The 25236-nt window shown below is 36.2% G+C and carries 26 protein-coding genes and 1 riboswitch; of the genes, 6 read left to right on the top strand and 20 right to left on the bottom strand.

The genetic code is table 11. From position 1 onward, the window contains the following. Positions 1–126: 126 nt before the first annotated feature. Both kynU and AO058_RS09380 read left to right on the top strand, forming a co-directional pair. Positions 127–1434 carry a kynureninase gene (gene kynU, locus AO058_RS09375; protein WP_075326201.1) on the top strand — a complete coding sequence of 436 codons (1308 nt, stop codon included), beginning with the start codon at positions 127–129 and terminating at the stop codon, positions 1432–1434. Between the two features lie 53 nt (positions 1435–1487). After that, on the top strand, positions 1488–2420 hold the full coding sequence (locus tag AO058_RS09380) for a serine hydrolase (RefSeq protein WP_075326202.1): 933 nt from the start codon (positions 1488–1490) through the stop codon (positions 2418–2420). 73 nt (positions 2421–2493) lie between these two features. Here AO058_RS09380 and AO058_RS09385 read toward each other — a convergent pair whose 3' ends face one another. The 7 genes from AO058_RS09385 to AO058_RS09405 form a co-directional block, all read right to left on the bottom strand. Further along, a complete protein-coding gene (locus AO058_RS09385) occupies positions 2494–3168 on the bottom strand; it encodes a hypothetical protein (protein ID WP_075326203.1) in 675 nt (224 codons plus the stop codon). A 37-nt stretch (positions 3169–3205) separates the two neighbouring features. Next, on the bottom strand, positions 3206–3964 hold the full coding sequence (locus AO058_RS09390) for an SDR family oxidoreductase (protein WP_075326204.1): 759 nt from the start codon (positions 3962–3964) through the stop codon (positions 3206–3208). 132 nt (positions 3965–4096) lie between these two features. Next, positions 4097–4252 (bottom strand): lmo0937 family membrane protein, encoded by a 156-nt coding sequence (locus tag AO058_RS18365; protein WP_106197114.1) that lies wholly within the window; start codon positions 4250–4252, stop codon positions 4097–4099. 101 nt (positions 4253–4353) lie between these two features. Next, positions 4354–4512 carry a lmo0937 family membrane protein gene (locus AO058_RS18370; protein WP_143083605.1) on the bottom strand — a complete coding sequence of 53 codons (159 nt, stop codon included), beginning with the start codon at positions 4510–4512 and terminating at the stop codon, positions 4354–4356. Between the two features lie 148 nt (positions 4513–4660). After that, positions 4661–5311, bottom strand: a complete 651-nt coding sequence (locus AO058_RS09395) for a flavin reductase family protein (RefSeq protein ID WP_075326205.1) — start codon at positions 5309–5311, stop codon at positions 4661–4663. A gap of 110 nt (positions 5312–5421) precedes the next feature. Further along, positions 5422–5667, bottom strand: a complete 246-nt coding sequence (locus AO058_RS09400; RefSeq protein ID WP_075326206.1) for a hypothetical protein — start codon at positions 5665–5667, stop codon at positions 5422–5424. Between the two features lie 105 nt (positions 5668–5772). Then, positions 5773–6882, bottom strand: coding sequence for an alkene reductase (locus tag AO058_RS09405; protein ID WP_075326207.1), 1110 nt, complete (start codon positions 6880–6882; stop codon positions 5773–5775). Positions 6883–7062: 180 nt separating this feature from the next. Between AO058_RS09405 and AO058_RS09410 the strand changes: the two genes are divergently transcribed. Continuing rightward, positions 7063–8424, top strand: coding sequence for an FAD-dependent oxidoreductase (locus AO058_RS09410; RefSeq protein ID WP_075326208.1), 1362 nt, complete (start codon positions 7063–7065; stop codon positions 8422–8424). On the opposite strand, the gene AO058_RS09415 is transcribed toward AO058_RS09410, so the two are convergent. The 3 genes from AO058_RS09415 to AO058_RS09425 form a co-directional block, all read right to left on the bottom strand. Then, positions 8416–9903, bottom strand: a complete 1488-nt coding sequence (locus AO058_RS09415; protein ID WP_075326209.1) for a potassium/proton antiporter — start codon at positions 9901–9903, stop codon at positions 8416–8418. The genes AO058_RS09410 and AO058_RS09415 overlap by 9 nt on opposite strands. A 184-nt stretch (positions 9904–10087) precedes the next feature. Next, on the bottom strand, positions 10088–10750 hold the full coding sequence (gene msrA, locus AO058_RS09420; RefSeq protein ID WP_075326210.1) for a peptide-methionine (S)-S-oxide reductase MsrA: 663 nt from the start codon (positions 10748–10750) through the stop codon (positions 10088–10090). A 3-nt stretch (positions 10751–10753) separates the two neighbouring features. After that, positions 10754–11362 (bottom strand): hypothetical protein, encoded by a 609-nt coding sequence (locus AO058_RS09425; protein ID WP_075326211.1) that lies wholly within the window; start codon positions 11360–11362, stop codon positions 10754–10756. A 359-nt stretch (positions 11363–11721) separates the two neighbouring features. Between AO058_RS09425 and AO058_RS09430 the strand changes: the two genes are divergently transcribed. After that, the gene (locus AO058_RS09430; RefSeq protein ID WP_075326212.1) at positions 11722–12360 is read left to right on the top strand and encodes a hypothetical protein; all 639 of its coding nucleotides are present in this window, start codon (positions 11722–11724) and stop codon (positions 12358–12360) included. 82 nt (positions 12361–12442) lie between these two features. On the opposite strand, the gene AO058_RS09435 is transcribed toward AO058_RS09430, so the two are convergent. Both AO058_RS09435 and AO058_RS09440 read right to left on the bottom strand, forming a co-directional pair. Then, on the bottom strand, positions 12443–13222 hold the full coding sequence (locus AO058_RS09435; protein ID WP_075326213.1) for a zinc ribbon domain-containing protein: 780 nt from the start codon (positions 13220–13222) through the stop codon (positions 12443–12445). A 2-nt stretch (positions 13223–13224) separates the two neighbouring features. Continuing rightward, positions 13225–14319, bottom strand: a complete 1095-nt coding sequence (locus tag AO058_RS09440) for a Nif3-like dinuclear metal center hexameric protein (RefSeq protein ID WP_075326214.1) — start codon at positions 14317–14319, stop codon at positions 13225–13227. A gap of 103 nt (positions 14320–14422) precedes the next feature. On the opposite strand from AO058_RS09440, the gene lpxK reads away from it, so the two are divergent. After that, positions 14423–15427 carry a tetraacyldisaccharide 4'-kinase gene (gene lpxK, locus AO058_RS09445; RefSeq protein ID WP_075326215.1) on the top strand — a complete coding sequence of 335 codons (1005 nt, stop codon included), beginning with the start codon at positions 14423–14425 and terminating at the stop codon, positions 15425–15427. A 106-nt stretch (positions 15428–15533) separates the two neighbouring features. Here the strand turns inward: lpxK and AO058_RS09450 are convergent, their stop codons facing one another. From AO058_RS09450 to AO058_RS09475, 6 genes are all read right to left on the bottom strand, one after another. Continuing rightward, positions 15534–17759, bottom strand: a complete 2226-nt coding sequence (locus AO058_RS09450; protein ID WP_075326216.1) for a tetratricopeptide repeat-containing hybrid sensor histidine kinase/response regulator — start codon at positions 17757–17759, stop codon at positions 15534–15536. 40 nt (positions 17760–17799) lie between these two features. Then, positions 17800–18807, bottom strand: a complete 1008-nt coding sequence (gene gap, locus AO058_RS09455) for a type I glyceraldehyde-3-phosphate dehydrogenase (protein WP_075326217.1) — start codon at positions 18805–18807, stop codon at positions 17800–17802. Between the two features lie 16 nt (positions 18808–18823). After that, entirely contained in the window at positions 18824–19702 is an 879-nt protein-coding gene (gene lipA / locus AO058_RS09460; protein WP_075326218.1) for a lipoyl synthase, read from the bottom strand. Positions 19703–19775: 73 nt separating this feature from the next. Next, positions 19776–20348, bottom strand: a complete 573-nt coding sequence (locus tag AO058_RS09465; protein ID WP_083634160.1) for an RNA polymerase sigma factor — start codon at positions 20346–20348, stop codon at positions 19776–19778. After that, the gene (locus tag AO058_RS09470) at positions 20339–21442 is read right to left on the bottom strand and encodes a glycosyltransferase (RefSeq protein WP_075326219.1); all 1104 of its coding nucleotides are present in this window, start codon (positions 21440–21442) and stop codon (positions 20339–20341) included. Before AO058_RS09470 ends, AO058_RS09465 begins: the two co-directional genes overlap by 10 nt. Positions 21443–21447: 5 nt before the next feature. Further along, a complete protein-coding gene (locus tag AO058_RS09475) occupies positions 21448–21657 on the bottom strand; it encodes a membrane or secreted protein (RefSeq protein WP_075326220.1) in 210 nt (69 codons plus the stop codon). A gap of 231 nt (positions 21658–21888) precedes the next feature. Here AO058_RS09475 and AO058_RS09480 point away from each other — a divergent pair, with 231 nt between their 5' ends. After that, entirely contained in the window at positions 21889–22509 is a 621-nt protein-coding gene (locus AO058_RS09480) for a fasciclin domain-containing protein (protein ID WP_075326221.1), read from the top strand. A gap of 136 nt (positions 22510–22645) precedes the next feature. Continuing rightward, a riboswitch (TPP riboswitch) is annotated at positions 22646–22732 on the bottom strand. Positions 22733–22830: 98 nt separating this feature from the next. Here the strand turns inward: AO058_RS09480 and murB are convergent. After that, entirely contained in the window at positions 22831–23844 is a 1014-nt protein-coding gene (murB, locus tag AO058_RS09485; RefSeq protein WP_075326222.1) for a UDP-N-acetylmuramate dehydrogenase, read from the bottom strand. A gap of 3 nt (positions 23845–23847) precedes the next feature. Next, positions 23848–25038, bottom strand: a complete 1191-nt coding sequence (locus AO058_RS09490) for a pyridoxal phosphate-dependent aminotransferase (protein WP_075326223.1) — start codon at positions 25036–25038, stop codon at positions 23848–23850. Between the last annotated feature and the right edge of the window lie 198 nt (positions 25039–25236).

Here is a 25236-nt window from a genome sequence, read left to right on the forward strand (position 1 = left end):
ATTTTTACCAAATTTAGAGAATTTAATGTTTTTAAAATAATAGCTTTCTACACAAATACCAATTGGTTTTCACTTCGGGTGATTTCTGCCAATAAATTGTATTTTTACTTCAAACTAAAACCACACATGCAATTTCAAAATACACTTGAATATGCCCGGGAACTGGATTCCCAGGATAAAATAGCATCATATCGTGACCAATTTATTTTCCCACAGCACGAAGGGAAAAATGTGATTTATTTCACCGGAAATTCACTTGGTCTTCAACCAAAATCAGCAAAAAAATATGTAGACGAAATAATGACCGATTGGGCAAATCTTGCCGTAGAAGGTCATTTCTATGCCGAAAAACCCTGGTGGGACTATCACGAAAGGTTTTCAGAAAAACTAGCTAAAGTTGTTGGTGCTAAACCAGCTGAGGTTACGGTAATGAATACCCTTACGGTAAACCTGCATTTACTAATGGTTTCCTTTTATAGACCTGAAGGAAAACGCTATAAAATTATATGTGAAGAAAAAGCTTTTCCCAGTGACCAGTATATGATCTCGAGCCAGGTGCGTTTTCACGAGTATGATCCCAAAGACGCTATTGTTGAAATTAGAAGGCGCGATGGTGAAAATAATTTTAGAACTGAAGATATTATAGCAAAGATCAATGAAGTAGGAGAGGAGTGCGCTTTGGTTTTAATTGGGGGTGTAAATTACTATACTGGACAGGTTTTAGAGATGGAAAAAATCACAAAAGCGGGACACGAAGTTGGCGCTTTTGTAGGTTGGGATCTTGCCCACGCCGCCGGAAATATTGAGCTTAAACTTAGTGAGTGGAAGGTTGATTTTGCTGCCTGGTGCAGTTATAAATATATGAATAGTGGTCCGGGAAATGCTTCCGGATGTTTTATAAATGAAAAATATCACAACCAAAAAGACATTCCGCGTTTTGAAGGCTGGTGGGGACATAACAAAGAACGTCGCTTTTTAATGGAACCAGAATTTCAACCCGAAAACGGTGCCGATGCCTGGCAAATTTCTAATGCCCCGGTTTTGGCACTTGCACCATATTTGGCTTCGTTAGAAATGTTTGATGAAGTGGGAATGCCGGCTTTAATAGAAAAACGAAATAAGATCGTTGCGTACCTTGAATTTGTTTTACACGAAATTGACAAGGAAGTGGAGAGTAGTTTTGAAATAATTACTCCTTCGAATCAGGAAGAGCGCGGTACCCAGCTTTCGGTATTTTTACACGGGGAAGGAAGGGAATTATTTAATTATTTAATGGAAAACGGCGTAATAACTGACTGGCGAGAACCGAATGTAATCAGGCTGGCTCCAGCACCATTTTATTGTTCTTTTGAAGATATGTACCAATTTGGGCAAATTTTGAAGAATGGAATTCTTAAAAAGACCAAAGAAGATAGAGTTTCGAAAAGAGATTAAAAATGTTTTAAATTGAAATAAATTAACCTGGATTTAAAATAATTCATTGCAAAATGAGAAAGCTAATACTTACTACTCTTATAGCGATTTTTTTTATTGCTGAAAATATCGCTCAACAGGTTGAAGTTGATTCAATTCTTGAGCAGAAATTAGAAGAATTAACAGCATCATTTAAAGGTGATGTTGGTGTTTATGTGAAACACTTAAAAACGGGAAAAGAAGCTGCAATAAACGCCGATAGTATTTTCCCTACCGCCAGTATAGTAAAAGTGCCTATCCTGGTAAAGATTTTTGATAAAATTGAGGAGGGAGAATTAAGCTATAGAGATTCACTGGTTTATTCAGAAGATAGAATTTATGGCGGTTCGGGTTTGATGCAGTTCTATAAAGATAGCACTACAACCGATCTTAGAACTTTGGTGGCCTTAATGATTAGTTACAGTGATAATGTAACTTCTTTATGGAACCAGGAACTTGCCGGTGGTGGAGAAGCTATTAATAAATTAATGACCGAACTTGGCCTAGAGCACACCCGGGTAAACTCAAGAACAGAAGGTCGTGATAAAGACTGGGAAAAATATGGCTGGGGACAAACTACTCCGCGAGAAATGGCTTCAATTCTAGAACAAATTAGAAAACGAGAATTGGTAAGTGCTGCAGCAAGTGACGAAATGTATAGGTTGCTCGGTAATTCTTTTTACCAGGATTATGCTTTATCACAAGTGCCGCCTTATATACAGGTGGCGGCAAAACAAGGAATGGTCAATAAATCCAGGTCTGAACTTTTTATGGTTAATGGGCCTTCTGGAGATTATGTGTGTTATATAGCCACAAAGAATAATGAAGATGAATCCTGGGATGAGGATAACGAAGCCTGGCAATTACAAAGGGAGATTTCAAATTTATTATGGAACTATTTTGAACCCGATTCTAACTGGAAACCGGCAGAAGGAGCCGGAGAAATTTTGAGCGGTTTAAAATATTAAAACCTCTTTTTAGAAAAAATAAAAAGCCACGAATTCAGCGATTAATGAGTTCGTGGCTTTTTTATTTCAATCTTTATTTTACTACAATATCGGTAAAGAACAATTCAAAGCTACCATCGGGAGATTTATGGGATTTAGAAATTTTTAAGCCCTGAAAATCTTCAAAATCTTCCCAGGTAGTAGGCATTTCCCGTTGCCCATCTGCAGATTTGTAGATCCATTCCTCTAATAAATAATCGTCTTCGTAATAAACTACATAAGTGTCACCAGGAGTATAGCCGCCTTCACCTTTATAAGAAACCTCGAGATATTTCATCTCTTTTTTACTAATTGGTGCAAGGCCGGTTTTTTCTTCAGAAATTTCAGCGTCACTCCACACCATTTGGAATGGAAAGAGAAACCAGTAAGAATCATTGATAAACTTCTGGTCTATATCTTTATCCTCTTCAGCAATATCGCCGGTTTTGGTGTAAGTGCGGCTAATATCACCTTCGGTAAGTCTAATCTCGTCGGTTTTGGGTTTCCAGGTCCATTCCCGGCTGGTTCTAAGTGAATCCCCAACCTTTACATTAAAAGTAAATTGAATTTCCTCAACTTCTTCAAAATTATTTAATCCGTGTGCTTCGGCTATTTGTTGCTCAATGCTTTTTTCGGCTTCAGTATCAACTTCCTGTCCTATTTTGGTTTCGTTATTTTTACAGCTTATAAATACTGAAAATAGAAAAGTAACAAGTAGTAGTTTTTTCATGGTGTTGGTTTTCCATTAAAGATACAAAAAACTGGGTTTATATTGCATTAATGCTCATTCCACCATCTGCGATAATATTTTGCCCGGTGATATAAGACGATTTGTCCGTTGCCAGGAAAGCAATAATCGAAGCAATTTCGCCAGCTTCTGCAACTCGTTTTAAAGGAGTTCTTCTAATAATAGGATCCATTCTATCGCTCTCGCTTAAAAGTCCCTGGGTGAGTGGCGTAACCGTAAACCAGGGTGATACTGCGTTTACCCGAATTCCATCTGCGGCCCATTCTACTGCAAGACTTCTTGTTTGCTGTAATAATCCAGCTTTAGACATTGCATAAGGCGTACCAGTACCAACATCCTGCAGCGCTGCAGAAGACGCGACATTTACAATCTTTGCACTGCCACTTTTTTGAAGTAGGGAGTGAAGTTTTCGGCTTAGTTGAAAAGGAGCGTTAAGGTTTATTTCCATTACTTTTCTAAACTCTTCTTCAGAATAATCATTTGCTTTTTTCCTGATATTTATCCCGGCATTATTTACCAGAATATCCAATTTGCCCCAGACTTTATCAATAAAATTGTGCATTTTTTGCCGGTCTTCTGCTACGGTAACGTCAGCTACCATTCCGTAGATTTTTTTATCGTATTCTTTTAATTCCTCTAAAACAAGGTCAATATCCTTTTGTGTCCTGGAAGTAAAGAGTACTTCTGCTCCCAATTCCAGGAATTCCAGAACTGCAGCTTTACCTATTCCTTTAGTGCCACCGGTAATCAGGGCATATTTATTATTTAAGTTCCACATATTAGTTTTTAATTTCGAAGATAAGGTTTAGCTGGTAAATAGGATATGGGAAAGCTTTTAGGATTAGATGATAAAACAAAAAAAACCCTTTGATGTTCTCAAAGGGTTTATAAGATTCGAAAAAATTCTTACTTACAGGCGGCGCCCGGTTAATAATTTATACAAAATTAGGATAACGGCTATAACAATTAGAATGTGGATTATGCTTCCCAAATCTGGAAATGCAAAATAGCCAATAAGCCATCCTATTACTAATAATACTACGATAAGCCATATTAAATCTCTCATACTGGTTGGTTTTGTGTAGCTATGCTACGTTGGTTAATTGTTTATACAAGTTAATAAATAAATTCGTGTTTTAAAAAGACTGAAAAATATAAATTTTTGGTTTACAGTCTTCTACCGGTCGCCAAACGATATAAAATACCAATTATGGCCAGGACTAATAAAATATGGATTAGGTTTCCTACGGCTTCCCCAAATCCAAAATATCCTATAAGCCATCCTATGATAAGGATAACTACAATAAGCCAAATTAAATCCCTCATATTATAGTTTTAATAATTAGCTATGAACGAATTTATAGAATATGTTACTTGAAAGAATAGCTTTTAACTAGTGTTTAACTCAAATGTTAAAATTTTTGAATAATATAGATATATAGGTAATCTGTGCAGTGAGTTTAATTAGAATTGGTTAGTCTTCTTTCCTAAAAAACGACTTGATCTCCTGGCCCGGCCTGGCGTAATGAAAGCGATCTAAAAGATTAGGAAGGGCATAACCATCTAAACCATTTATAGCCACAGTCTCTGCATCGTCCAACCTCAACCAGCCATCTGGCGCCTGTATACTTTCATCAAAATAAATATGCTTAATAGCGCCAATAAGCATTACCGTTTCATTTTCTTTAATGTAGTATTCATTCACGTATTCGCATCCTAATTTTATATTAGACTGCTTAACATAGGGTGCAAAAAAATTGTCCAGATATTCTTCTTCCAGGCCGGTTTGCTGGAATTCAGAAATTTCTTCATCATATTTAGCAGCGGTTTGATGGGCGCTTTCTATCATATCCTTTTGAATATGATTTACCGTAAAATATTTATTCTCTTTAATATTTTTATAGGTATTCCGGGCTACCTCTTTAGTTGGCCGGGTAATAAAACCAAGTAATGCAGGGTTGCTTCCCAAATGAGTAACCGAACTAAAAACCGCCACATTTACACCTTTTTCCTCTGATTTTGTAGCGATAAGATTAGCCGATTTATAACCGGTTACACTATTAATTAGATTGAGACGGAAAAGTTTTTCCATTTCCCCTATTTCTGCTGAAGTAATATGTTGCATAAGAATCTGTTTAATAAAAAAGATGACTAAAAATAAAAATACCTGTTATCGGCAAATTTATGCTTTAGTCATCTTAAGACTGGAATCATTAGCTTTTCTTTAAAAGTTGATTAGCCTTGATTTTCCAGTTTATTAATTCTCATTTCATATTCTTCCATAGCCTCACGAACCGCATCTACGTTATCTGAAGATTTTTGGTGCGCACTGTTCATTGCTTTCTCCAATTCTTTATCGGGATGTTGAAACAAATCGGTAATCACGTGATTTATCTTATCAATAATACTTTCCTGGCTGTTTTTAATGTCTTCCAGCTTATTCAAAGTGGACCTCATTTGTTCAATTTTCGACTCATCCATATTTTAAGTTTTATAGGGTTGAATATTAAATTTACTTTTTTCTGGTTAGACGTTTCCTGCAATTAACCTGCTTTTAAGGACATTTAATCTAAAATTAAGAATTTCCTATTTAGGTTTTTCAGAATCGTATTCGGGATAATCTGTGTAACCTTTTGGGCCTGGCGTATAAAAAGTATCTTCATCCCATTCGGCCAAAGGTGCATTCTTAGAAAAGCGCTCTGGTAAATCGGGATTAGAAATAAAAAGTTTAGCGAATGAAACCATATCAGCATTACCTTCGTCAATAACTTTATTTCCTGATTCTTGATCAAAGTCTGCGTTAATCATTAATTTTCCTTTATAAATAGGGCGGTAATGTTTCGCAATGTTTGTTTCCAGGTAATCTATCTGGCTAACATCTGTAAAAGGTTCAGAGAGATGTAAATACGCTAAATCGTAAGCATTTAATTTTTCAATTAGGTGATCAAAGGTTGCAATTGATTCTTCTGAAGCTGTAATTCCAAAGGCGTCGTTTAGCGAAGGATTAAACCTTACTCCAATTCTATTTTCTGGCCAAACTTCACTTATCGCTTCAAGAATTTCAAAAAAGAAACGTGCCCGGTTCTCGATACTTCCACCGTAATCATCGGTTCTAATATTTGCATTTTTATTGAGAAATTGATGAATTAAATAACCATTAGAGCCGTGAATCTCTACCCCATCAAAACCGGCACGTTTGGCATTTTCTGCGGCGTGTTTAAAATCCAGGACGGTTTGTTTTATATCGGCTACACTCATCGCTTGTGGTTCTACAGTGTCTTCAAAGCCATCTGGGGTATAAGCTTGCGTATTTGGATTCACGGCGCTTGGCGCCAATGGTTTTTCTCCATCGTGAAATTTAGGGTGAGAAATACGGCCGCAATGCCATAATTGTAAAAATATCTTTCCTTCATTTTTGTGAACAGCTTCAGTTACTTTTTCCCAGCCTTTTACCTGGTTTTCGGTATAAATTCCCGGGGTATTTATATAACCCACTGCGGCATCAGAAATTTGAGAACCTTCAGAGATTATAAGTCCGGCACCGGCGCGTTGCGCATAATATTCGGCGTGTAACTGGGTAGGTGCATTATCTTTATTATCAGCGCGATTACGTGTCATTGGAGCCATAATAACCCGGTTTTTTAATTCCAGGTCTCCAATAGTAACCGATTTTAGTAAGGCTTGAGTACTATGCATATTAAATAAATTTTAATATTAAATTTAAGGGAAGCATATAGTAAGTGCTGTTAATTAAATGGTAAATAGGTTTTTCTTAAATAGCTGAGAGAGCCTTAAATTGAGTAGAAATAAGTAAATTCGTAACTTAAAATTGCATTTTCTAATAACCGTTTTCTGGAAAATGTACAGCAAGAATTTATGCAAACACCCAAAAAAATCGCCATTGTTGGCTCAGGCCTGGTTGGATCTTTACTCGCTATTTTTCTTAGAAAAGCCGGCCATGAAGTTGAGGTATTTGACCGCAGAAAGGATATTAGAAATGTAGAATTTTCCGGTAGGTCTATAAATTTAGCCATGTCTAACCGCGGCTGGAAATCTTTAAGGGCTGCCGGCATAGAAGATGAAATTAAAAAACTGGCGCTTCCTTTAGATAAAAGGGCGATGCACGTTAACGATAAACCGCTTTATTTTCAGAAATACGGAAAAGAGGAAGAAGCTATTTATTCTATTTCCCGTGGGGTTTTAAATCGAAAAATGATCACCCTGGCCGAAGATGCTGGGACCACTTTTAGGTTTGAAGAAAAAGTTTGGGATATAGATATGGCGGAAGCTAAATTGTATACCGGTGAGAGTGAAAAAGGGGAGTGGAAAGAATATAAATTTGATCTTATTTTTGGTGCCGATGGAGCTTTCTCCCGGGTTAGACATAAAATGCAACGGCAAAGCAGGTTTAATTATTCGCAACATTTTATAAATGTTGGTTATAAAGAATTGAGCATTGCGCCCAACCCAGATGGAAGCCATAAACTGGATAATGCCTCTTTTCATATTTGGCCTCGTGGGGAATTTATGCTTATTGCAATGCCTAATTTAGATGGTAGTTTTACCTGTACTTTATTTATGCCTTTTGAGGGCGAAAATTCTTTTGAAAGCATCAAGACCGAAACCGATGCCGAGCTATTTTTTCAGAAGCATTTTCCAGATATTAACCAGGAAATTGAAAATTTAAAAAAGGATTTCTTTAAAAACCCTACCAGCAGTATGGTTACCATAAAATGTTATCCCTGGTCTTATTGGGAAAAAGTGACTTTGGTTGGAGATTCAGCGCACGCAATTGTACCATTTTATGGGCAGGGAATGAATGCGGGTTTTGAAGATATTCTGGTATTAAACCAAAAAATGAAAAAATATGGGGACGATTGGGAAAGTATTTTTGAAGAATACCAAAAAGCCCGAAAACCCAATACAGATGCCATTGCAGAACTTAGCTACCGTAATTTTATTGAAATGAGCAGCAAAACTGCAGATCCCGATTTTCTACTGCGGAAGAAGATTGAAAACTGGTTTTCTAACAAACATCCCAACACCTGGGTACCGTTATATTCCCGGGTTACTTTTTCTGATAAACCTTATGCTGAAGCTCTGGCAATTGGGGATTATCAACGTAAAATTATGGATGAGGTGATGGAGCTTTCAGGGATTGAAAATAAATGGGATTCTATTGAAGTTGAAAATAAAATTCTTAACCTACTGGATAACAAACCGGCTTTTTCATTCTAATTTTTCTTCAAAATCTGGTTCTATATTCAGGCTTTCATAAACACCTTCCATGGTTCTGTGATCTTCGGTTAAAACAACCAGCATATCATCTGCTTCAATAACCGTATTTCCGTTTGGAGTAATAAATTGATCGTCTCTTGAAATCATGGCGATTATTGCTTTCTTTGGAAATTGTAATTCTACAATCCTTTTGCCTACCGAATGGTTTTGTTCGGGAATATTAATTTCTCTTAAAAAAGATTTAGCCCCATCGGCCATAAATGCATCTACCGGTGATTTTTGTTTGGCCTTCATTGGTAAAGCCACGTGCAACCAACGTGCCACCACAGATAATGTAGTTCCCTGGATTAATACCGAAGTTAGCGATACAAAAAATACGATGTTAAAGATCATATCGGCTTTTTCAATTCCCGCAAGTAGCGGATAAGTGGCAAATACAATAGGTACAGCCCCTCTAAGCCCCACCCAGGAAATATACCAACGGCGGCGCATTTTCATTTTAAAGAATATTAGACTTAAAAAAACGCCCAGAGGCCTGGCTATAAATATTAAAAACACAGAAATAAAAATACCCACGCCTATAACCGGAACAATGTGCGATGGATAAACCAGCAATCCTAAAGTAAGGAATAGTACAATTTGCATTAACCACGCAAGCCCATCAAACATCCGCATGATTGTCTTTTTGTGAATAATGTTGTGGTTTCCAAGGTAAACTCCGCTTAAGTAAACCGCTAAAAATCCGTTGCCACCAAGTGCATCAGTAGCAGAAAATACAATAAACATTAGCGCGATAGCGAGAACGGGATATAAACCTTCAAAATCTAATTTTATACGGTTAATTACCAATTTACTCAACTTTCCGAAGATAAATCCGAGAGCGGCACCAATTAAAATTTGCTGAAGAAAAAGCGGAATAATACTATAAATACTTTGATCCTGGTTCACCACCAAACCTAAAAAGGCAATGGTAAGAAAATAGGCCATAGGATCGTTACTACCACTTTCTAGCTCCAGGGTTGGTCTTAAATTAGATTTTAAGGCAAGGTTTTTAGCCCTTAAAATGGAAAATACCGCGGCGGCATCTGTAGAAGAAACAATGGCGCCAAGCAATAAACCTTCGTAAATAGTAAAATCTGTTATGTACCAAACAAAGGCGCCAACACTTACCGCTGTAAATAAAACTCCTAGAATGGAAAGAGAAATTCCCTGCCACATTACCGGTTTTATAGTTTTCCAGCTAGTATCAAGTCCCCCGGAAAATAAAATAAAATTAAGGGCAACAATTCCTATAAATTGAGCGAGTTGTGGGTCGTTAAAATAAATTCCACCAATTCCCTCTGATCCTGAGAGGATTCCAACTGCAAGAAAAAGTACTAAGGTAGGTACGCCAAAACGATAAGATGTTTTCCCGGCCAGGATACTAATAAATAACAACAGAGAGCCTATTAAGAGAATGTTTTCTATTGTTATGCTCATTGTTTATCTGTTGTTTTAATCAGTTGGTGGTATTTAAAATACATCAGTGAACCGAAGTTTTTTAGCCGAAAGGTTTCCTGTTTTTTCCTAAACGATTTCTGTGGTAAAAATACATATTCGGCCCTATTAAATAAAGCCGAATATATTTATTATTAAAAAGCGTTTAGAAAATTTAAAACGAAAATTAATGCGAATTATCTTTCAGGATTTCGGGAAACTTTTCTTTAAAGCGGTTTAATCTTGGAATAGAAACCTTTTGAATATAGGGATTGTTAGGATTATTCTTTTCGTAATTTTGATGATAATCTTCTGCTATCCAAAATTTTTGAAACGGTAAAACTTCAGCAGCAATGGGTTGCTCATAATCTTTTGCTACTTCAGTTTTCACCTTGTTTATAATATCTTTTTGCTCCTTATTTTGATAAAAAATAATAGAACGGTACTGCGAACCAATATCGGGTCCCTGGCCGTTTACCTGCGTGGGATCTTGTGAACCAAAATAAACTTCTACCAAAGTTTCAAAACTTACTACTTCTGGGTTATAAATGACTTCTACAGCTTCAGCGTGACCGGTTTTGCCGGTATTGCTGGATTCGTAAGTTGGGTTTTTTGTATGCCCTCCGGCATAACCGGAAACAGCTTCCTTCACGCCTTCAATACTTTCGTAAACTGCCTCAACACACCAAAAACATCCGCTGGCAAAATAGGCTTTTTCATATCCATTTTCTGCCGGTACTTCCACAGGATCGGCGTTAGCAATTTCGGGTTTGGTAACTGTTTTTTGCTGGGCGTTATTTCCGCAGGAAATCAAAAGGAATATAAATGTAGGTAAGAAAAATCGTTTCATTAATTATTGTTTTTTATAAGTTCCTTCAAGTGTTTTTTTGCCATAAATGGCGTAATCTACCGCAAGTTCACCATCTATGTAAAAACCTTTCCAGTCCAATTCTATATTACCATTTTTAGCGGGACTTAAAACGGCAATAGGGGTATTGGTATCAAAATCTTCCCAGGGTAGATCTTTATTAGTGTTTTTGTTAGACGGGCTCACATAAAATATATTAACTGAATTCCCTGTTTTTGCATACCTGGCATTGATAAACATTTCATTTTCAGCCAGGCATAATTCTGTATTATTATTCATATCTAATTCCAGACAGTAGCAGCTACAATTTGCATCGCTTTCATCTACTTTTATATAAGTAGCGCCGGGATCAATTAATATAGAAGAAGATGCTTCGGTTTCGTTGTTATTAGTATCTGACGCTTCTAAGGTTTCCTTTTCACTTTTATTATAATTTGAATTGGCTGAAGTAGAATTTTCAGTATTTACCTCTGTAGTGGTTTTATTTTCAGTTTGTTCCGTTTTAAAATCAGGATCACTTTCCGGGTTTTTATCTTGGTTTTTACAGGATACTAACACTAAAATTAGGCAAAGTAGGCTTGCATAATATCTCATAATTAAGGGTTTTAGTTAGTAGAAATAAAGGTAGCTTTAAAATAGATTAAAAATGTGAAAAGCTTGTTAATCAATATAAAACCTTGAATTTTGGGTAATTTAAGAGGTGCAGCTTATTATAAAATTTAACTAGAATAATTTATTAAATGAATTTCAAATAAATTAACAAATTTTAATAGATTTACATAATAATCAATTGCTTATAGCTGGAAATTTATAGAGACTGTTTAAAAATGAATTACATTAGAAGTATAGCATTACCCAGCCTGTAACTTCTAAAATTTTTAAGTTAGAAAAGCAGTGATCTAGCGAAAATTAACTGATTTAAAATAGAATAACTAATTAACACCAAAATCGAAATGAAAAAAATTACACAATCACTTTTAAGTATTTTAGTACTTAGCGTTATCCTGCATTCCTGCAGTACAGATTCTGAAGAAAATCCGGCTGCCAATCAGGAATTGGAAAAGGAGTTGGCTTTAGAAAATGACGGCGTTCTTAAGATCCAATCGGCTACTTATATTTTTAAGAACACCGGTGAAACCGCTAAATTTATTAGCCAGGATAGGGATTTTAATTTCAAATTCGTAAATGAGTTATCTTTTGAAGCTAGTCAAAACAAACACGCTGTAGAAGGACTTAAAATAACGAATCCTGAAACCGATGAGTATTTAATTTTTTTACATTTTGAAGAATTAAAAAACGGTTTCGTGAAATTTGATGCAGAATTAAGTACCGGGGAAGTGCTTAGATCATTAATGTATAAACCGGGTAACGCTAACGGCTCGCCAAACAAATGGCACGATGAACCCGCTATAGGTGTTACTCCTCCGGTGATAGGCGCTATGATAGAATACTCACAGCAAGAACAATTAAAAAATTGTAGGGCTGCTTTACAGGTTTGTGCTAATACCAATGGTTTTCCTACAGTTGCTTTAACTAACGGTAAAGGTTGGTTTACATCAATTGAATCTTGCGCGATAGACTGTCACGATTAAAATAAATTCAGCTCAGCAATTATTAACCATAAAAAAAGCCTCAAAATTGGAGGCTTTTTTTATTGTATTTCTTTTCTGCTAATTAAACTTTAGCGAAAAGATTTTGCATTTTTTCCTGCTCTTCTTTTGCAAGTTCTTCGTCTACCAGGATTCTACCGCTGTGTTCATCGGTAATAATTTTCTTTCTACCGGCAATTTCCATAATTACCTGTGGCGGAATGGTAAAATAAGAACCTCCAGAAGCACCACGTTCTACAGGCACAATAGCAAGTCCGTTTTTAACGTTGCTTCTAATTCTTTTATAGGCATTTACTAAACGATCTTCAATATTCTTCTCGAATTCTGCAGATTTCTTGATTAGTGCTTGCTCTTCTTTTTCAGTTTCGGCAAGAATCTCGTTAAGTTCGCTTTTCTTGTGCTCAAGGTGTTTTTTCCTTTCATCAAGGCGCTCCTTAGTTTGCTCGATAACCTCTTTTTTCTGCTCAATTTGAGCGCGGTATTCTTTGATGTGTTTTTCGGCAAGTTCTATTTCCAATTCCTGGAATTCGACCTCTTTGCTAAGCGCATTAAATTCGCGGTTGTTACGCACGTTTTTTTGCTGCTCAGCATACTTCTTCATGGTCACTCTAGACTCATCAATAAGATTCTTCTTGCTCTTTATATCGTTCTCTATTACCTCAATATCGGCATCCATTTTATCCAAACGCTTGCTCAATCCGGCTACTTCATCCTCCAAATCTTCAACCTCCAGCGGAAGCTCACCGCGTACGTTTCTTATTTCGTCAATTCTGGAATCAACCAGTTGAAGGTCGTACAACGCTCTTAACTTGTCTTCTACAGTAACATCGTTCTTTTTTGCCATAGTTATATATACTTGATTGGATTGGTGTTTGTCTCTCCTAAAATAAGTGCAAAATTACTAATTTTTTTTGTAAGATAAGAATGTAATAAATCTTTTGTGTATTGCTCACTTTCGTAGTGTCCAATATCGGCTAAAATGAAGTCCTTATCACCTTTATAAAAGTCGTGATATTTTAAATCTGCAGTAAGGTAAATATCGGCTCCTGCAGCTTTTGCTTTACTTATAGCAAAACTTCCGCTACCGCCCAAAACTGCTACTTTTTTAATTGGTTTTCCGCGTAATTGAGAATGCTTTATACAGCCACAATTAAATTCGTTTTTTATGCGTTCTAAAAAGCTTTTTTCATCTTCAGGGCTTGCTAATTCCCCAAACATTCCCATTCCCAAATGCTGATTTTCGTTATCTAAAGCACTTACTTCATAAGCTACTTCTTCATATGGGTGAGCGCTAAAAAGTGCCTGAAGCAGCTTTTTCTCAATAATAGATGGATAAATAAGACTAATTTGTGTTTCTTCTTCCAAATGAACTTCCCCACGTTTTCCTATTACCGGATTGGCTTCTTCATTAGGCTTAAAGCTGCCTTCTCCTTTTAAATTAAAGCTGCAATTATCATAATTTCCAATATTTCCTCCCCCAGCTTCAAAAAGCGCTTTTCTTACTGCTGAAGCCTGTTTATTGGGAACAAAAGTGGTAAGTTTTTTAATGCTGTCTTTCCGCGGAATTAAAATTTTCCGGTTTTTTAGGCCCACTTTTTCGCAAATCATATCGTTCACACCCTTGTATTGGTTGTCCAGCGCGGTGTGAATGGCATAAATAGCAATATCGTTTTTAATGGCCTTAATTACTGTTTTTTCTACATAGTCTTTCCCCGTAAGCTTTTTTAAACCCGAAAAAATAATAGGATGAAAGCTAATAATAAGGTTGCATTTTTTTTCAATAGCTTCATCTACCACTGTCTCCAAGGTGTCTAAAGTGATAAGCGCGCCGGTTACATCAGCATTTTTATCGCCCACCAAAAGACCTACATTATCAAAATCTTCGGCGTACGTCGTAGGCGCAAAATCTTCAATTATATCAATAACTTCTTTTACAAGCATCTTGTTTTTTGGTTTTTATAGACTTAGCAGAGTTGCTTTTTATTAATTTCGTAGTAGTTAATTTCAGCCCAACTTCAAATATAATTATTATAGCCTGCCCTGTATGAAGATTTTACGAAAAATGCTACTTCCTTTTGCTTTGTTGTACGGATTTGTAACCTGGAGCAGAAATTTCTTTTATAACTCTGGAATTCTAAAATCTAAATCTTATAAATTTCCAGTGATATGTGTGGGAAATCTTAATGCAGGAGGAACCGGAAAATCTCCAATGATAGAATATTTGCTGAAGCTTTTACTACCTGAATTTAAAGTGGCTACGTTAAGCCGTGGATATAAACGAAGCAGCAAAGGTTATAGATTATTAAGCGGAACGGAAACTGCCACAGAAGCAGGGGATGAGCCTTTACAATTTAAAAGAAAGTTTAAAAATGCACTTATTGCGGTAGATGCCGACAGGCGGAATGGGATTGAAAAGCTTCAGCAAGAAAATGCTGAAATTGTTCTACTGGACGATGCTTTTCAGCATAGAAAAGTACAGGCTGGACTCAATATTTTACTCACCGCTTACGGCGATCTCTATGTAAACGATTTTATGCTGCCCACCGGATATTTACGCGAACCTACAGTAGGTGCAGAACGCGCAAAAATAGTAGTTGTTACCAAGTGCCCTCCAAATCTCACCAAGACTGAAATGGAATCGATTAGAGTTAGGCTTAAATTACAGAATTATCAGCAGCTTTATTTCAGTTTTATTGATTATGGGGAAGAAATTATTTCTGAAACTACAATAGCTCCCTTAAGCAGTTTAAAGGATAAAAATTTCACCCTCGTTACCGGAATAGCGAACCCTAAACCTCTCACAGATTACCTGGAAGCACAAGAACTTGATTTTAAACACCTCGCTTTTAACGATCATCATAATTTCACCAATACCGAAATAGTGCGTTTACAAAAGGAATCACTGCTTTTAACCACCGAGAAAGATTATGTTAGACTACGCGAGAATTTCGAAAATGGACAGCTATTTTATTTACCAGTAAAAACTTCATTTTTAAATAAAGAAGAAGTTTTTAAACAGGAAATTTTGAGTTTTGCACATAAAAAATGAGGTGAGTTCACACCTCATTTTTTATTTTGGCTAATTCAAACTATATATGTTTTTCTTTGATATAAAATTTAATTAAGCCTGAATTTACAAAGCGCGTACCAAAGGATTAAACAGCACTTTCCCTAATTGCTAATTGTCTGTTAATTTTAAGGAAGAATTCTTCAGTTTTATAGGGTTTTGGGATAATATCACTAAAGCCATTTAAGAAAAATTCATCAAGGTTTTCATCTAAAGTTACTGCGGTTAGCGCAACGATAGGAATTTCAGAATTAAATTTCCTGATCTCTTTTGTAGCTTCAATCCCACTAATTCCCGGCATATGGATATCCATTAAAATAAGATCGTAGTCTTTTTCTTTTGTTTTTTCTATCGCGATAGTTCCATTATCTGCCACCTCACAAGTTACCCCTTGCTTTTCTAAAATCTTGCGGGTAATCATTTGGTTTATCTTATTGTCTTCCACAATAAGAATATTTTTTCCATCTAATTTATCTTCTAGGGGCTCGGCTTCAATTCTTGGGCTGTTATTAAGTTGATTTTCAACCTCTTTTGCTTCAAATTTTAACTGAAAAGCAAAAGTAGATCCTTCGCCTAAATCGCTTTTTAATTCTATCTCACTACCCAGTAAACTTAGTAAGTTTTTCACAATAGAAAGACCTAAACCTGTTCCTCCAAACTTGCGGTTAATTTGAGTAGAGCCCTGGGTGAAATTTTCAAAAATAGCTTTCTGTTTCTCCTTACTTATGCCTTCCCCATTATCTTTTATTTCAAAATCCAGCAGCACAAAGTTCCCTTCCCGACTGTTTTTAGAAACATTAATCCAAATATCACCGTCTTCAGTAAATTTTATGGAGTTCCCGATAAGATTTATAAGAATCTGGGAAATTTTTAGCGGATCGCCTTTTAATTCATGCGGAATAGAATCATCGTAATTAAAATGGATTTTGGTATTTTTTTCATCAGCCGAATTTTTTAGAGCTACCAAAACATCCGAAATTCGTTTTTTAAGATCAAAAGAAGCTTCCATAATCTCCACTTTGTTCGCTTCTAATTTGTTTAGGTCTAATATATTATTGATAAGTGAAAGCAGGTATTCCCCAGAAAATTTTAGCGAATTAAGATGTTCTTTTTGATTTTCGGTAGGGCTTTCTTCTAACAATAAATGGGTGAGGCCCGTTACTGCATATAAAGGAGTTCTTAACTCGTGGGTAATTGTAGAGAGAAATTGCGCCTTAGCCAGCGAAGCTTTTTCGGCATTTTCCTTGGCTTTTGTAAGTTCAGCATTTTTCTTTTGCAGCAACTCATTAGCGCGGGCTCTTAAATTATTATTCTTATATAGGGAAAGAGTTAAAAGTGATAAAATAGTGATAAGAGCCACACTTAAAATTGTGGTTAGCTTATTCACTTTTAAATTTCTTTCCTGTTCTGCGTTTTGAAGACTTAATTCATTTAGGCTACTTTGTAACGCATCTACACCGTACCTGGCATTAACCTGTTCGGCCAGTACTGCATTATTCATAGCGATTATAGAGTCCTTACGGGCAAAACTTTTTTGTAAAAAAACTAATGAAGATTCAAAGTCTCCGGTTTCTTCGTATAGCTTACTCATTAGTTTATTGGCAGACATAATCATCCCGCCAAAATTTTGAGCATAGGCAATCTCTAAAACACGTTTATTATTTTCTTTGGCTAATGCATAATTTTTTAATTCTAAATGAGCCCGGGCAGTATAATAATAGAGGCGAGAAAGTTCATATTTCTTATCGGTCTCTGAAAGGGTGGTCCTTGCCTGCAGAAGAAGATTTAATGCTTTTGCTGGTTCATTTTCAGTATTAAGGATTATGATGGCACGGTTTAAATTTACAATACCAAGGTATACTTCGTTATCTAGTTTTAGATATATTTCTTCAGCAAGATTCAGGTAGCGATTAGCTCTTTCCTTATCTTTTTGCCCCATTAAAATCTTGGCAAAATTCACATAACTATATGCCAAACCATTTTGGTCTTCAATATCTCTTTGAATCGAAATTGCTCGTTGCAGCTCGGTAATGGCTTTATCAAAATCGTGCCTTAAGTAATAAAGTTTGGCGAGAATACTGCTGGAGAGTGCAATAGCACGTTTATCGTTAATAGATTTTGAAAGTTCCAGGGAAGAATTTAACTGCTCAATAGCATTATCAAAATCTAGCATATTTACCGAAACTTCGGCATCGTTAAGTAATTGTTGAATTCTCTCGTTAGTTATTTGAGAATCTTCGGTTTCATCTTGCTGAATTGCATAAGCGAACGAGCACCAACATGCGAGAAGTAGTATAAGAGTAAAGTTCTTCATTCGGGAAATTCAGCTAAAAGCTTAATTGAGATAAATATAGTTATTTATCATTAACGATAGAAATTAAATCGATAAGACGACTGGAATACCCGATTTCATTATCATACCAACCAATTATCTTAATTAATTTCCCATCAATTACCGACGTCATTTGAGCATCAAAAATACAGGAATGCGGATTATTATTAATATCAATAGACACTATTGGATCTTCGGTATAACTAAGAATTCCCTTTAACGAACTGTCTGACGCTTTTTTGAAGATTTTATTAATTTCTTCAATATTGGTTTCTTTGCTTACATTAATCGTCATATCGGTCAAAGAACCATTAGGTACGGGAACTCTAATGCCGCAACCTCCAATAACATCACTAATATCAGGAAAAATGCCAGTTAAGGCTTTTGCTGCTCCCGTGGTTGTTGGGATTATAGATTGTGCTGCGGCACGGCTTCTTCTTAAGTCGCGATGAGGTTTATCGTGTAAACTTTGGTCTGAAGTATAAGAATGTATCGTGGTGATGTAAGCCTGTTGGACTTTAAAATTTTCGTGAATTAACTTCAACATTGGCGCTGCGTTATTCGTGGTGCAGCTGGCATTAGATATTATTTTTTCAGTGCCGTCCAGGATATGTTCATTTACTCCTAAAACCACCATTTTAATTTCTTCGTCTTCTGGTGGAACCGATAAAATCACTTTTTTCCCTCCGTTTTCAATATGATGCTGGAGATCTTTAGCGGTTTTAAACTTTCCTGTAGATTCTACCACCGTATCCACCTTATATGCACTCCAATCTATGTCTTGTGGATGAGCATAATTTAAAAGTGGAATAGGTTGCCCATTAACAATTATATTGTTTCCTTCTGAAGAAATTTCCGCAGGAGAAACACCGTGAATACTATCGTATTTTAATAAATGAGCAAGGGTTTTTGCATCGGCGAGGTCGTTTATTACAACCACATTGATGCTTTTATTTTCGATTAAAAGTCTAAAAAGGCTGCGTCCAATACGGCCAAAACCGTTTATGGCAATATTGATGCTTTTATTCATTTATTTCAGAAAAAACTTAGTCGATATGTTTGTGTGCTTTGTAAGAAGAGCGAACCAAGGCGCTACTTTCTACATGCCGAAATCCCAGATCAAGACCAATAGCTTCGTATTTCTTAAACTGGTCTGGTGTAATAAATTGCTTTACCGGTAAATGTTTTTTACTGGGCTGCAGGTACTGGCCTATAGTAACCACATCTACATCTACACTTCTAAGATCGTGCAGGGTTTGAATAACTTCATCTTCCTGTTCACCAAGACCGAGCATAATTCCAGATTTAGTTCTATTAACTCCCTGTTGCTTTAAATATCTAAGCACTTCAAGACTGCGATCGTATTTTGCCTGGATCCTCACTTCACGGGTTAACCTTTTTACGGTTTCCATATTATGAGAAACAACTTCTGGCATTACTTCTACAATTCGGTCTAAATTACGCTCATTTCCCTGAAAATCTGGGACAAGGGTTTCAAGTGTGGTTTCAGGATTCATTCGGCGAATAGCCTTTACGGTTTCTGCCCAAATAATAGAACCCATATCTTTAAGATCGTCGCGGTCTACACTGGTTACCACGGCGTGTTTAATACCCATAATTTTAATAGAGCGGGCTACTTTTTCTGGTTCGTCCCAATCTACTGTTTCAGGGCGGCCGGTTTTTACACCACAAAATCCGCAGGAACGGGTACAAACATTACCCAAAATCATAAAAGTAGCGGTGCCTTCACTCCAGCATTCACCCATATTTGGGCAACTACCCGAAGTACAAATGGTGTGCAAATCATATTTGTCTACCAGGCTGCGAAGTTCGGTGTATTTTTTTCCGGTTGGAAGTTTAACCCTTAACCATTTTGGTTTGGCTTTCGGCTTTTCTTTTACTGGGCTTATAGTGTCTGTACTCATAGCAAAAATCTAGGTTTCAAAGATACAATAATCTACCGAACTGCATAAATTAGAACGTTAAGTCGGTGATAACTTACACCGATTTTCGGGCTTCAATAATTTCAGCAAGTAACTTTTTAGCTCTCAGGAGTTTAATTTTCACATTGTTCATAGGTTCGTCAAGGCTCTGGGCTATTTCTTTATAAGATTTCTCCTGAAAATATCTAAGATTGATCACTTCCTGGTAATGTGGCTTCAGTTGTTTAATATCGGTAAGCAGTTGCGCTAAATGTTGCTCGCTAATTAATTTATCTTCAATAGTGGGTGTTTCATCAGCAATACGGTACACCTTATCATTTTGATCTGAAGTGGTTTGAGACCTTATAGAAGACTTTTGCTTTCTAAGCATATCTACATGAATATTCTTTGAAATGGCAATAAGCCAGGTGCTAAAAGAATAATCTTCATCAAAGGTGTGAATTTTATTAAATGCCTTGGAAAAAGTTTGAATGGTAATATCTTCAGATTCGTAGGCGTTGCCGGTTTTTTTTAACTGAAAACCGTACACGTTATCCCAAAAAGTATCAAGCAAATAATTAAACGCTGATTGACTCCCTTTTTTGGCAGCCTTAATTTTGGTAAGTAGCAATTCGTGATTTATTTCCAATGCGTAGGTTTTGAAACGCTGTTTGCTATAAATATGCCAAATTGGGTAAATATTAAAAATACTTCTAAAAACGGAAATAACCAAACCACATCTGTCTCCTCAAGTTTTTTTGCCGATTTAGCGTAGACCACCGCCTGTACCAGTAATACAAATCCTGCAACTCCTAAAACAAGTTGCCAATGAAATTGAATTATTAATAATGCAGCTAATAAGATCCAGAAAAAGAATCTGGAAGCGTAAAATAAACCCAGTAAAACTTTATCTTTTGTTTTGTAAAAACCGGCTACTGAGGCGTGCCTTCTTTTTTGCTTAAACCAGGATTTTAAATCGGTTTTTGGGACACTTCGTGTGCTTGCTTCGGGATGATGACAAATAAAAGTATTCTCTTCGTTGCCTCCTTCATTTACAAAAAGATCATCGTCCCCGGAACGTAAGTGCAAATGATTAGCAAAGCCTTTTTGGTCATAAAACTGTCTGGAGGTATAAGCGAGATTTCTGCCTACACCCATATACGGATTTCCTAATTTTGCATAAGAAAAATATTGAATAGCGGTGAGTAAAGTTTCAAACCGAATAAGCTTGTTAAGTAAAGATTTACTGTTTTTAAAATAACCACCGTAACCTAAAACAATACTTTTTTCTTCCACAAATCCGGCAGCCATATGGGTAATCCAGTTTCGGCTTTGTGGCGCGCAATCGGCATCGGTAAATATTAAATAAGGATTTTTCGCTTTTTTAATTCCAAGCGTCAGTGCATACTTTTTATTAGCCCAAAAAGCTTCGTTATTCTGAACATCTACCAGTTTCACTCGGCCATCCAGGGCCTGGAAATTTTCAATAACTTCTAAAGTTTCATCGTGGGAAGCATCATTAATCACGATAACTTCAAAATCGGGATAATCCTGATCCAGGATAGGAGGAAGGAAGTTTCTAAGATTTTCTGCTTCGTTTTTTGCACAAACTATTACCGAAACAGGCAGGTTCAATTTCCCGGGCTTTTTGGGGGTGCTATTGGCAAATGCGAAAAAGGCCAGGTAATAGGCCAGGATAATTAAGGAAAATAATAAGAAGAATCCCAGTAAAAGTGTTGCCATTTAATCTAATTAGCCGCTTTTTTTTCTCCAGAGCAATCAGACATTTCATCGGGTAATTTACCGCAAAAACTGCAGGCTTCACCTTCTTTATTTAAAAACGGACTTTGGCTTGCGCAGGTTCCTGCAAATTTACCGTCTTTCTTTCCCCATATTTTTATGGCAATTCCGGCAAAGGCCAGTCCTAAAAGTACTATTGTTATTAATAATAATTTCATAGCTATATTTTTCTAAAATCGCTTTTTTAGAGCAGATTTTTATTTTAATAATTCCCGAAAATTATCGGGCGTATTACTAATGCAAAAATAACAATAAAATGACGTTTGGGAAAATTAGAGCGCATATTAGTATAAGCTTTACATACTTTAACTAAAATTTAATCGTAAAACCCTAAAAATGTCGAGATTAGAGAATAAATTAGTTCGATTAAACTACTAAAAACTAAATTTATGAAAACTAAAATTTTAATAATTCTTCTGGCAGTTTTTGCTTTCAGTTTTGCTTCTTGTGAAGATACCAAAAAGAAAGAAGAAGAAAAAGCTAAAATGGAGCAGCAGGAAGCCGAACGCCAGGCTGAAATGGCTGCAGAAGAAGAACGGATGGAAATGGAGTCTAACAGTATTGCTGCAAAAGCAATGGAGACCGATTCTTTAAGCACTCTTGTAAGTGCATTACAAAATGCTGATTTAGCTGATACTTTTACCGAAGATGAAGGCCCATATACGGTTTTTGCTCCCACCAATAGCGCTTTTGAAAAAGTTGACGAGGCTACAATGGATGAATTGATGAAGAGTGAAAATCAAGACCAATTAGCTACTGTCTTAAAATACCATGTGATAGATGATGAAATAACAGCTTCAGATCTAAGCCAAATGATTGAAGATGGCGAAGGAGAAGCAAGTATTTCTACCTTGGATGGTGCTGAACTTAAGGTAATGAGGGAAGGAGACAATATTGTTTTGCAAGATGAAAATGGAAACAAAGCAACTATTATTGCTACAGATATTGAAGCCTCTAACGGAATGGTGCACCTAATAGATGGGGTGGTAATGAAGAAAAAAGAATCTTAGTTAGATAAAAAGATTGATTTTGAATAAAATCCACTGGTAATATTTTACCGGTGGATTTTTTTTGGAATTATTTTAAAAAAGAAAAGCTTCATTTTCTTTGCGGAAAATGAAGCTCTCTCTTAAAAGACAATAAAGTCTTTACAGATTCAATATTTCCTACGCTGGGATTAACCAGATCAGGTTTTACGGGTATATCTCAGCCTAAGCACCCCGATATTGATTTTATAAATATAAGATTATTTTTGAATGTAAACTGCTAATTGTAAGTTAATTAAGGAAGTGGTTTTGTAGGGGAAGCGTTAATTTTTTTCCTACAAATATTTAAAATACATTAACTTCAGGTTCAAGTTTGACATTGTAATTTTTATAAATTTTATCCTGAATTTCCCTGGAAAGTGCTAAAATTTCTTCCCCGGTAGCGTTTCCATAATTAACCAATACCAACGCCTGGTTTTTATGAACTCCTGCATCTCCCTGTCTGTAACCCTTTAAGCCAGCCTGGTCTATTAACCAACCTGCGGGAATTTTTATGTTATTTGCCTGCAAGGCATAAAAAGGCATTTCTGGGAATTTTTTTTGAAGTTTTTTAAATTCAGCCTCTTTTATCACCGGATTTTTAAAAAAACTACCGCTGTTTCCTAATTCCCTGGGATCGGGTAATTTTTGCTGCCTAATGCTTATAACAGCATCAGATACATCTTTAATGTTAGGTTTTTTAATTTGCTTCTTATCTAATTCAGCCTGGATGGCACCATATTCGGTTCTTAATTGATGATCTTTTTTGCTTAATCTAAAATTAACCGATGTGATAATATATTCTCCCTTCAGCTTATTTTTAAATACTGAATTACGATAATCAAATTCACATTGTTGCAGGTTAAAAGTTTCAATTTCCAGGGTTTGTATTCGCATAGCCTCGCAAGATTCAAATGTATCTTTGAGTTCCACGCCATACGCTCCTATATTTTGAACGGGTGCTGTGCCCACATTTCCAGGTATTAGGGAAAGGTTTTCTAATCCGCCGTAAGCCTTTTCTATACAATAAAGCACAAATTGATGCCAGTTTTCACCGGCACCAACTTTTAAAACTACTTCATCCCGACTTTCAGAAATAAGTTCTATTCCCTTAATGCCAATATGAACCACTGTTTTATCTATATCCTGGGTAAGCAACATATTGCTGCCGCCGCCAAGTACAAAAATTTCTGAGGCATAGGTTTGCTGTAAAACATCACGCAATTCATCAGTAGAATGCACCGAGACGAATTTCCGGGCATTTACATCTACTCCAAAAGTATTGTGTTCTTTCAGTGAAAAATTTTCAGCAACCTGCATAGCCTATTTATTATATTCTTCCAGGGCTATTTTTAGAATTTCTATGGCTTTTTCCAGGTTTTCTTTTTTCAAAACATAGGCAATTCGCACCTGGTTCATACCGGTATTTGGAGTAGAGTAGAAGCCGTTAGCAGGAGCTACCATTACTGTTTCCCCGTTATACTGAAAATCTTCAAGTAACCACTGAGCAAATTTATCGGCGTTTTCAATGGGCAATTCTGCGATGCAGTAAAATGCACCTTTGGGTTTTGCTACTTTTACCCCGGGAATTTGCTCTAAACCTTCAATTAAAAGGTTTCTTCGCTCGGTATATTCCTTATTTACTTCTTCAAAGTATTCATCTGGAGTATCTAATGCAGCTTCAGCGGCAATTTGAGCAAATGTAGGCGGGCTTAATCTTGCCTGAGCAAATTTCATCGCGGCAATCATAACTTCCTTATTTTTTGAAACCAGGCAGCCAATTCTTGCACCACACATGCTGTAACGTTTAGAAACAGAATCTACCATAATAGCGTTTTGATCAAGACCGGGAATGCTCATAATTGAATGATGCTTAACCCCATCGTAAGCGAATTCACGATAAACTTCATCTGCAACAATAAACAAATCGTGTTTTATTGCTAAATCTGCCAACTGCTGAATTTCATCACGCGTATAAAGATACCCGGTTGGGTTTCCAGGGTTACAAAGCAAGATCGCTTTAGTTTTATTGGTAATTAATTTCTCAAACTCTGAAATAGCAGGAAGCGAAAAATTATCTTCAATAGATCCTTTTATAGGCACGATATCAACTCCTGAAGCTGTAGCAAATCCGTTGTAATTTGCATAAAAAGGCTCGGGAATTATAACTTCATCGCCGGGATCGGTAATGCTTCCCATAGCAAATAATAAAGCTTCTGAACCTCCGGTGGTTATAATAATATCTTCAGCATCTACCGGGATATCATTCTTACGATAGTATTTCGCTAATTTGGTTCTATAAGATACAAAACCCGCAGAATGGCTATAAGAAAGAACATCTATATCATTATTCTTAACCGCGTCTAATGCTGCTTTAGGTGTTTCAATATCTGGTTGCCCAATATTTAACTGGTAGATTTTTTTTCCTTTTTTTACTGCTGCTTCAGCAAAAGGAACTAGTTTTCTTATGGGAGATTCGGGCATATTGCGCCCTTTGTTTGAAATACTTGGCATGAGATTGTTTTTAATACTGTGCAAAAATGCAAAATTCCTTTAAAATTTTAGGCCTATTTATGTTATAATCGGCCTGAAAAAAATATGTAAATTTTTAAGATGAAATGTACAATTATGAGCGTAAAAAAGCCGTTTGAAAAGTCTTATTTCTGTCAGGCTGTTCCCATCGATTTAGGATGGTTTCAGCTTCTAAGATTT

Source organism: Salegentibacter sp. T436 (genome assembly GCF_001932675.1).
GTDB classification, from domain to species: domain Bacteria; phylum Bacteroidota; class Bacteroidia; order Flavobacteriales; family Flavobacteriaceae; genus Salegentibacter; species Salegentibacter agarivorans.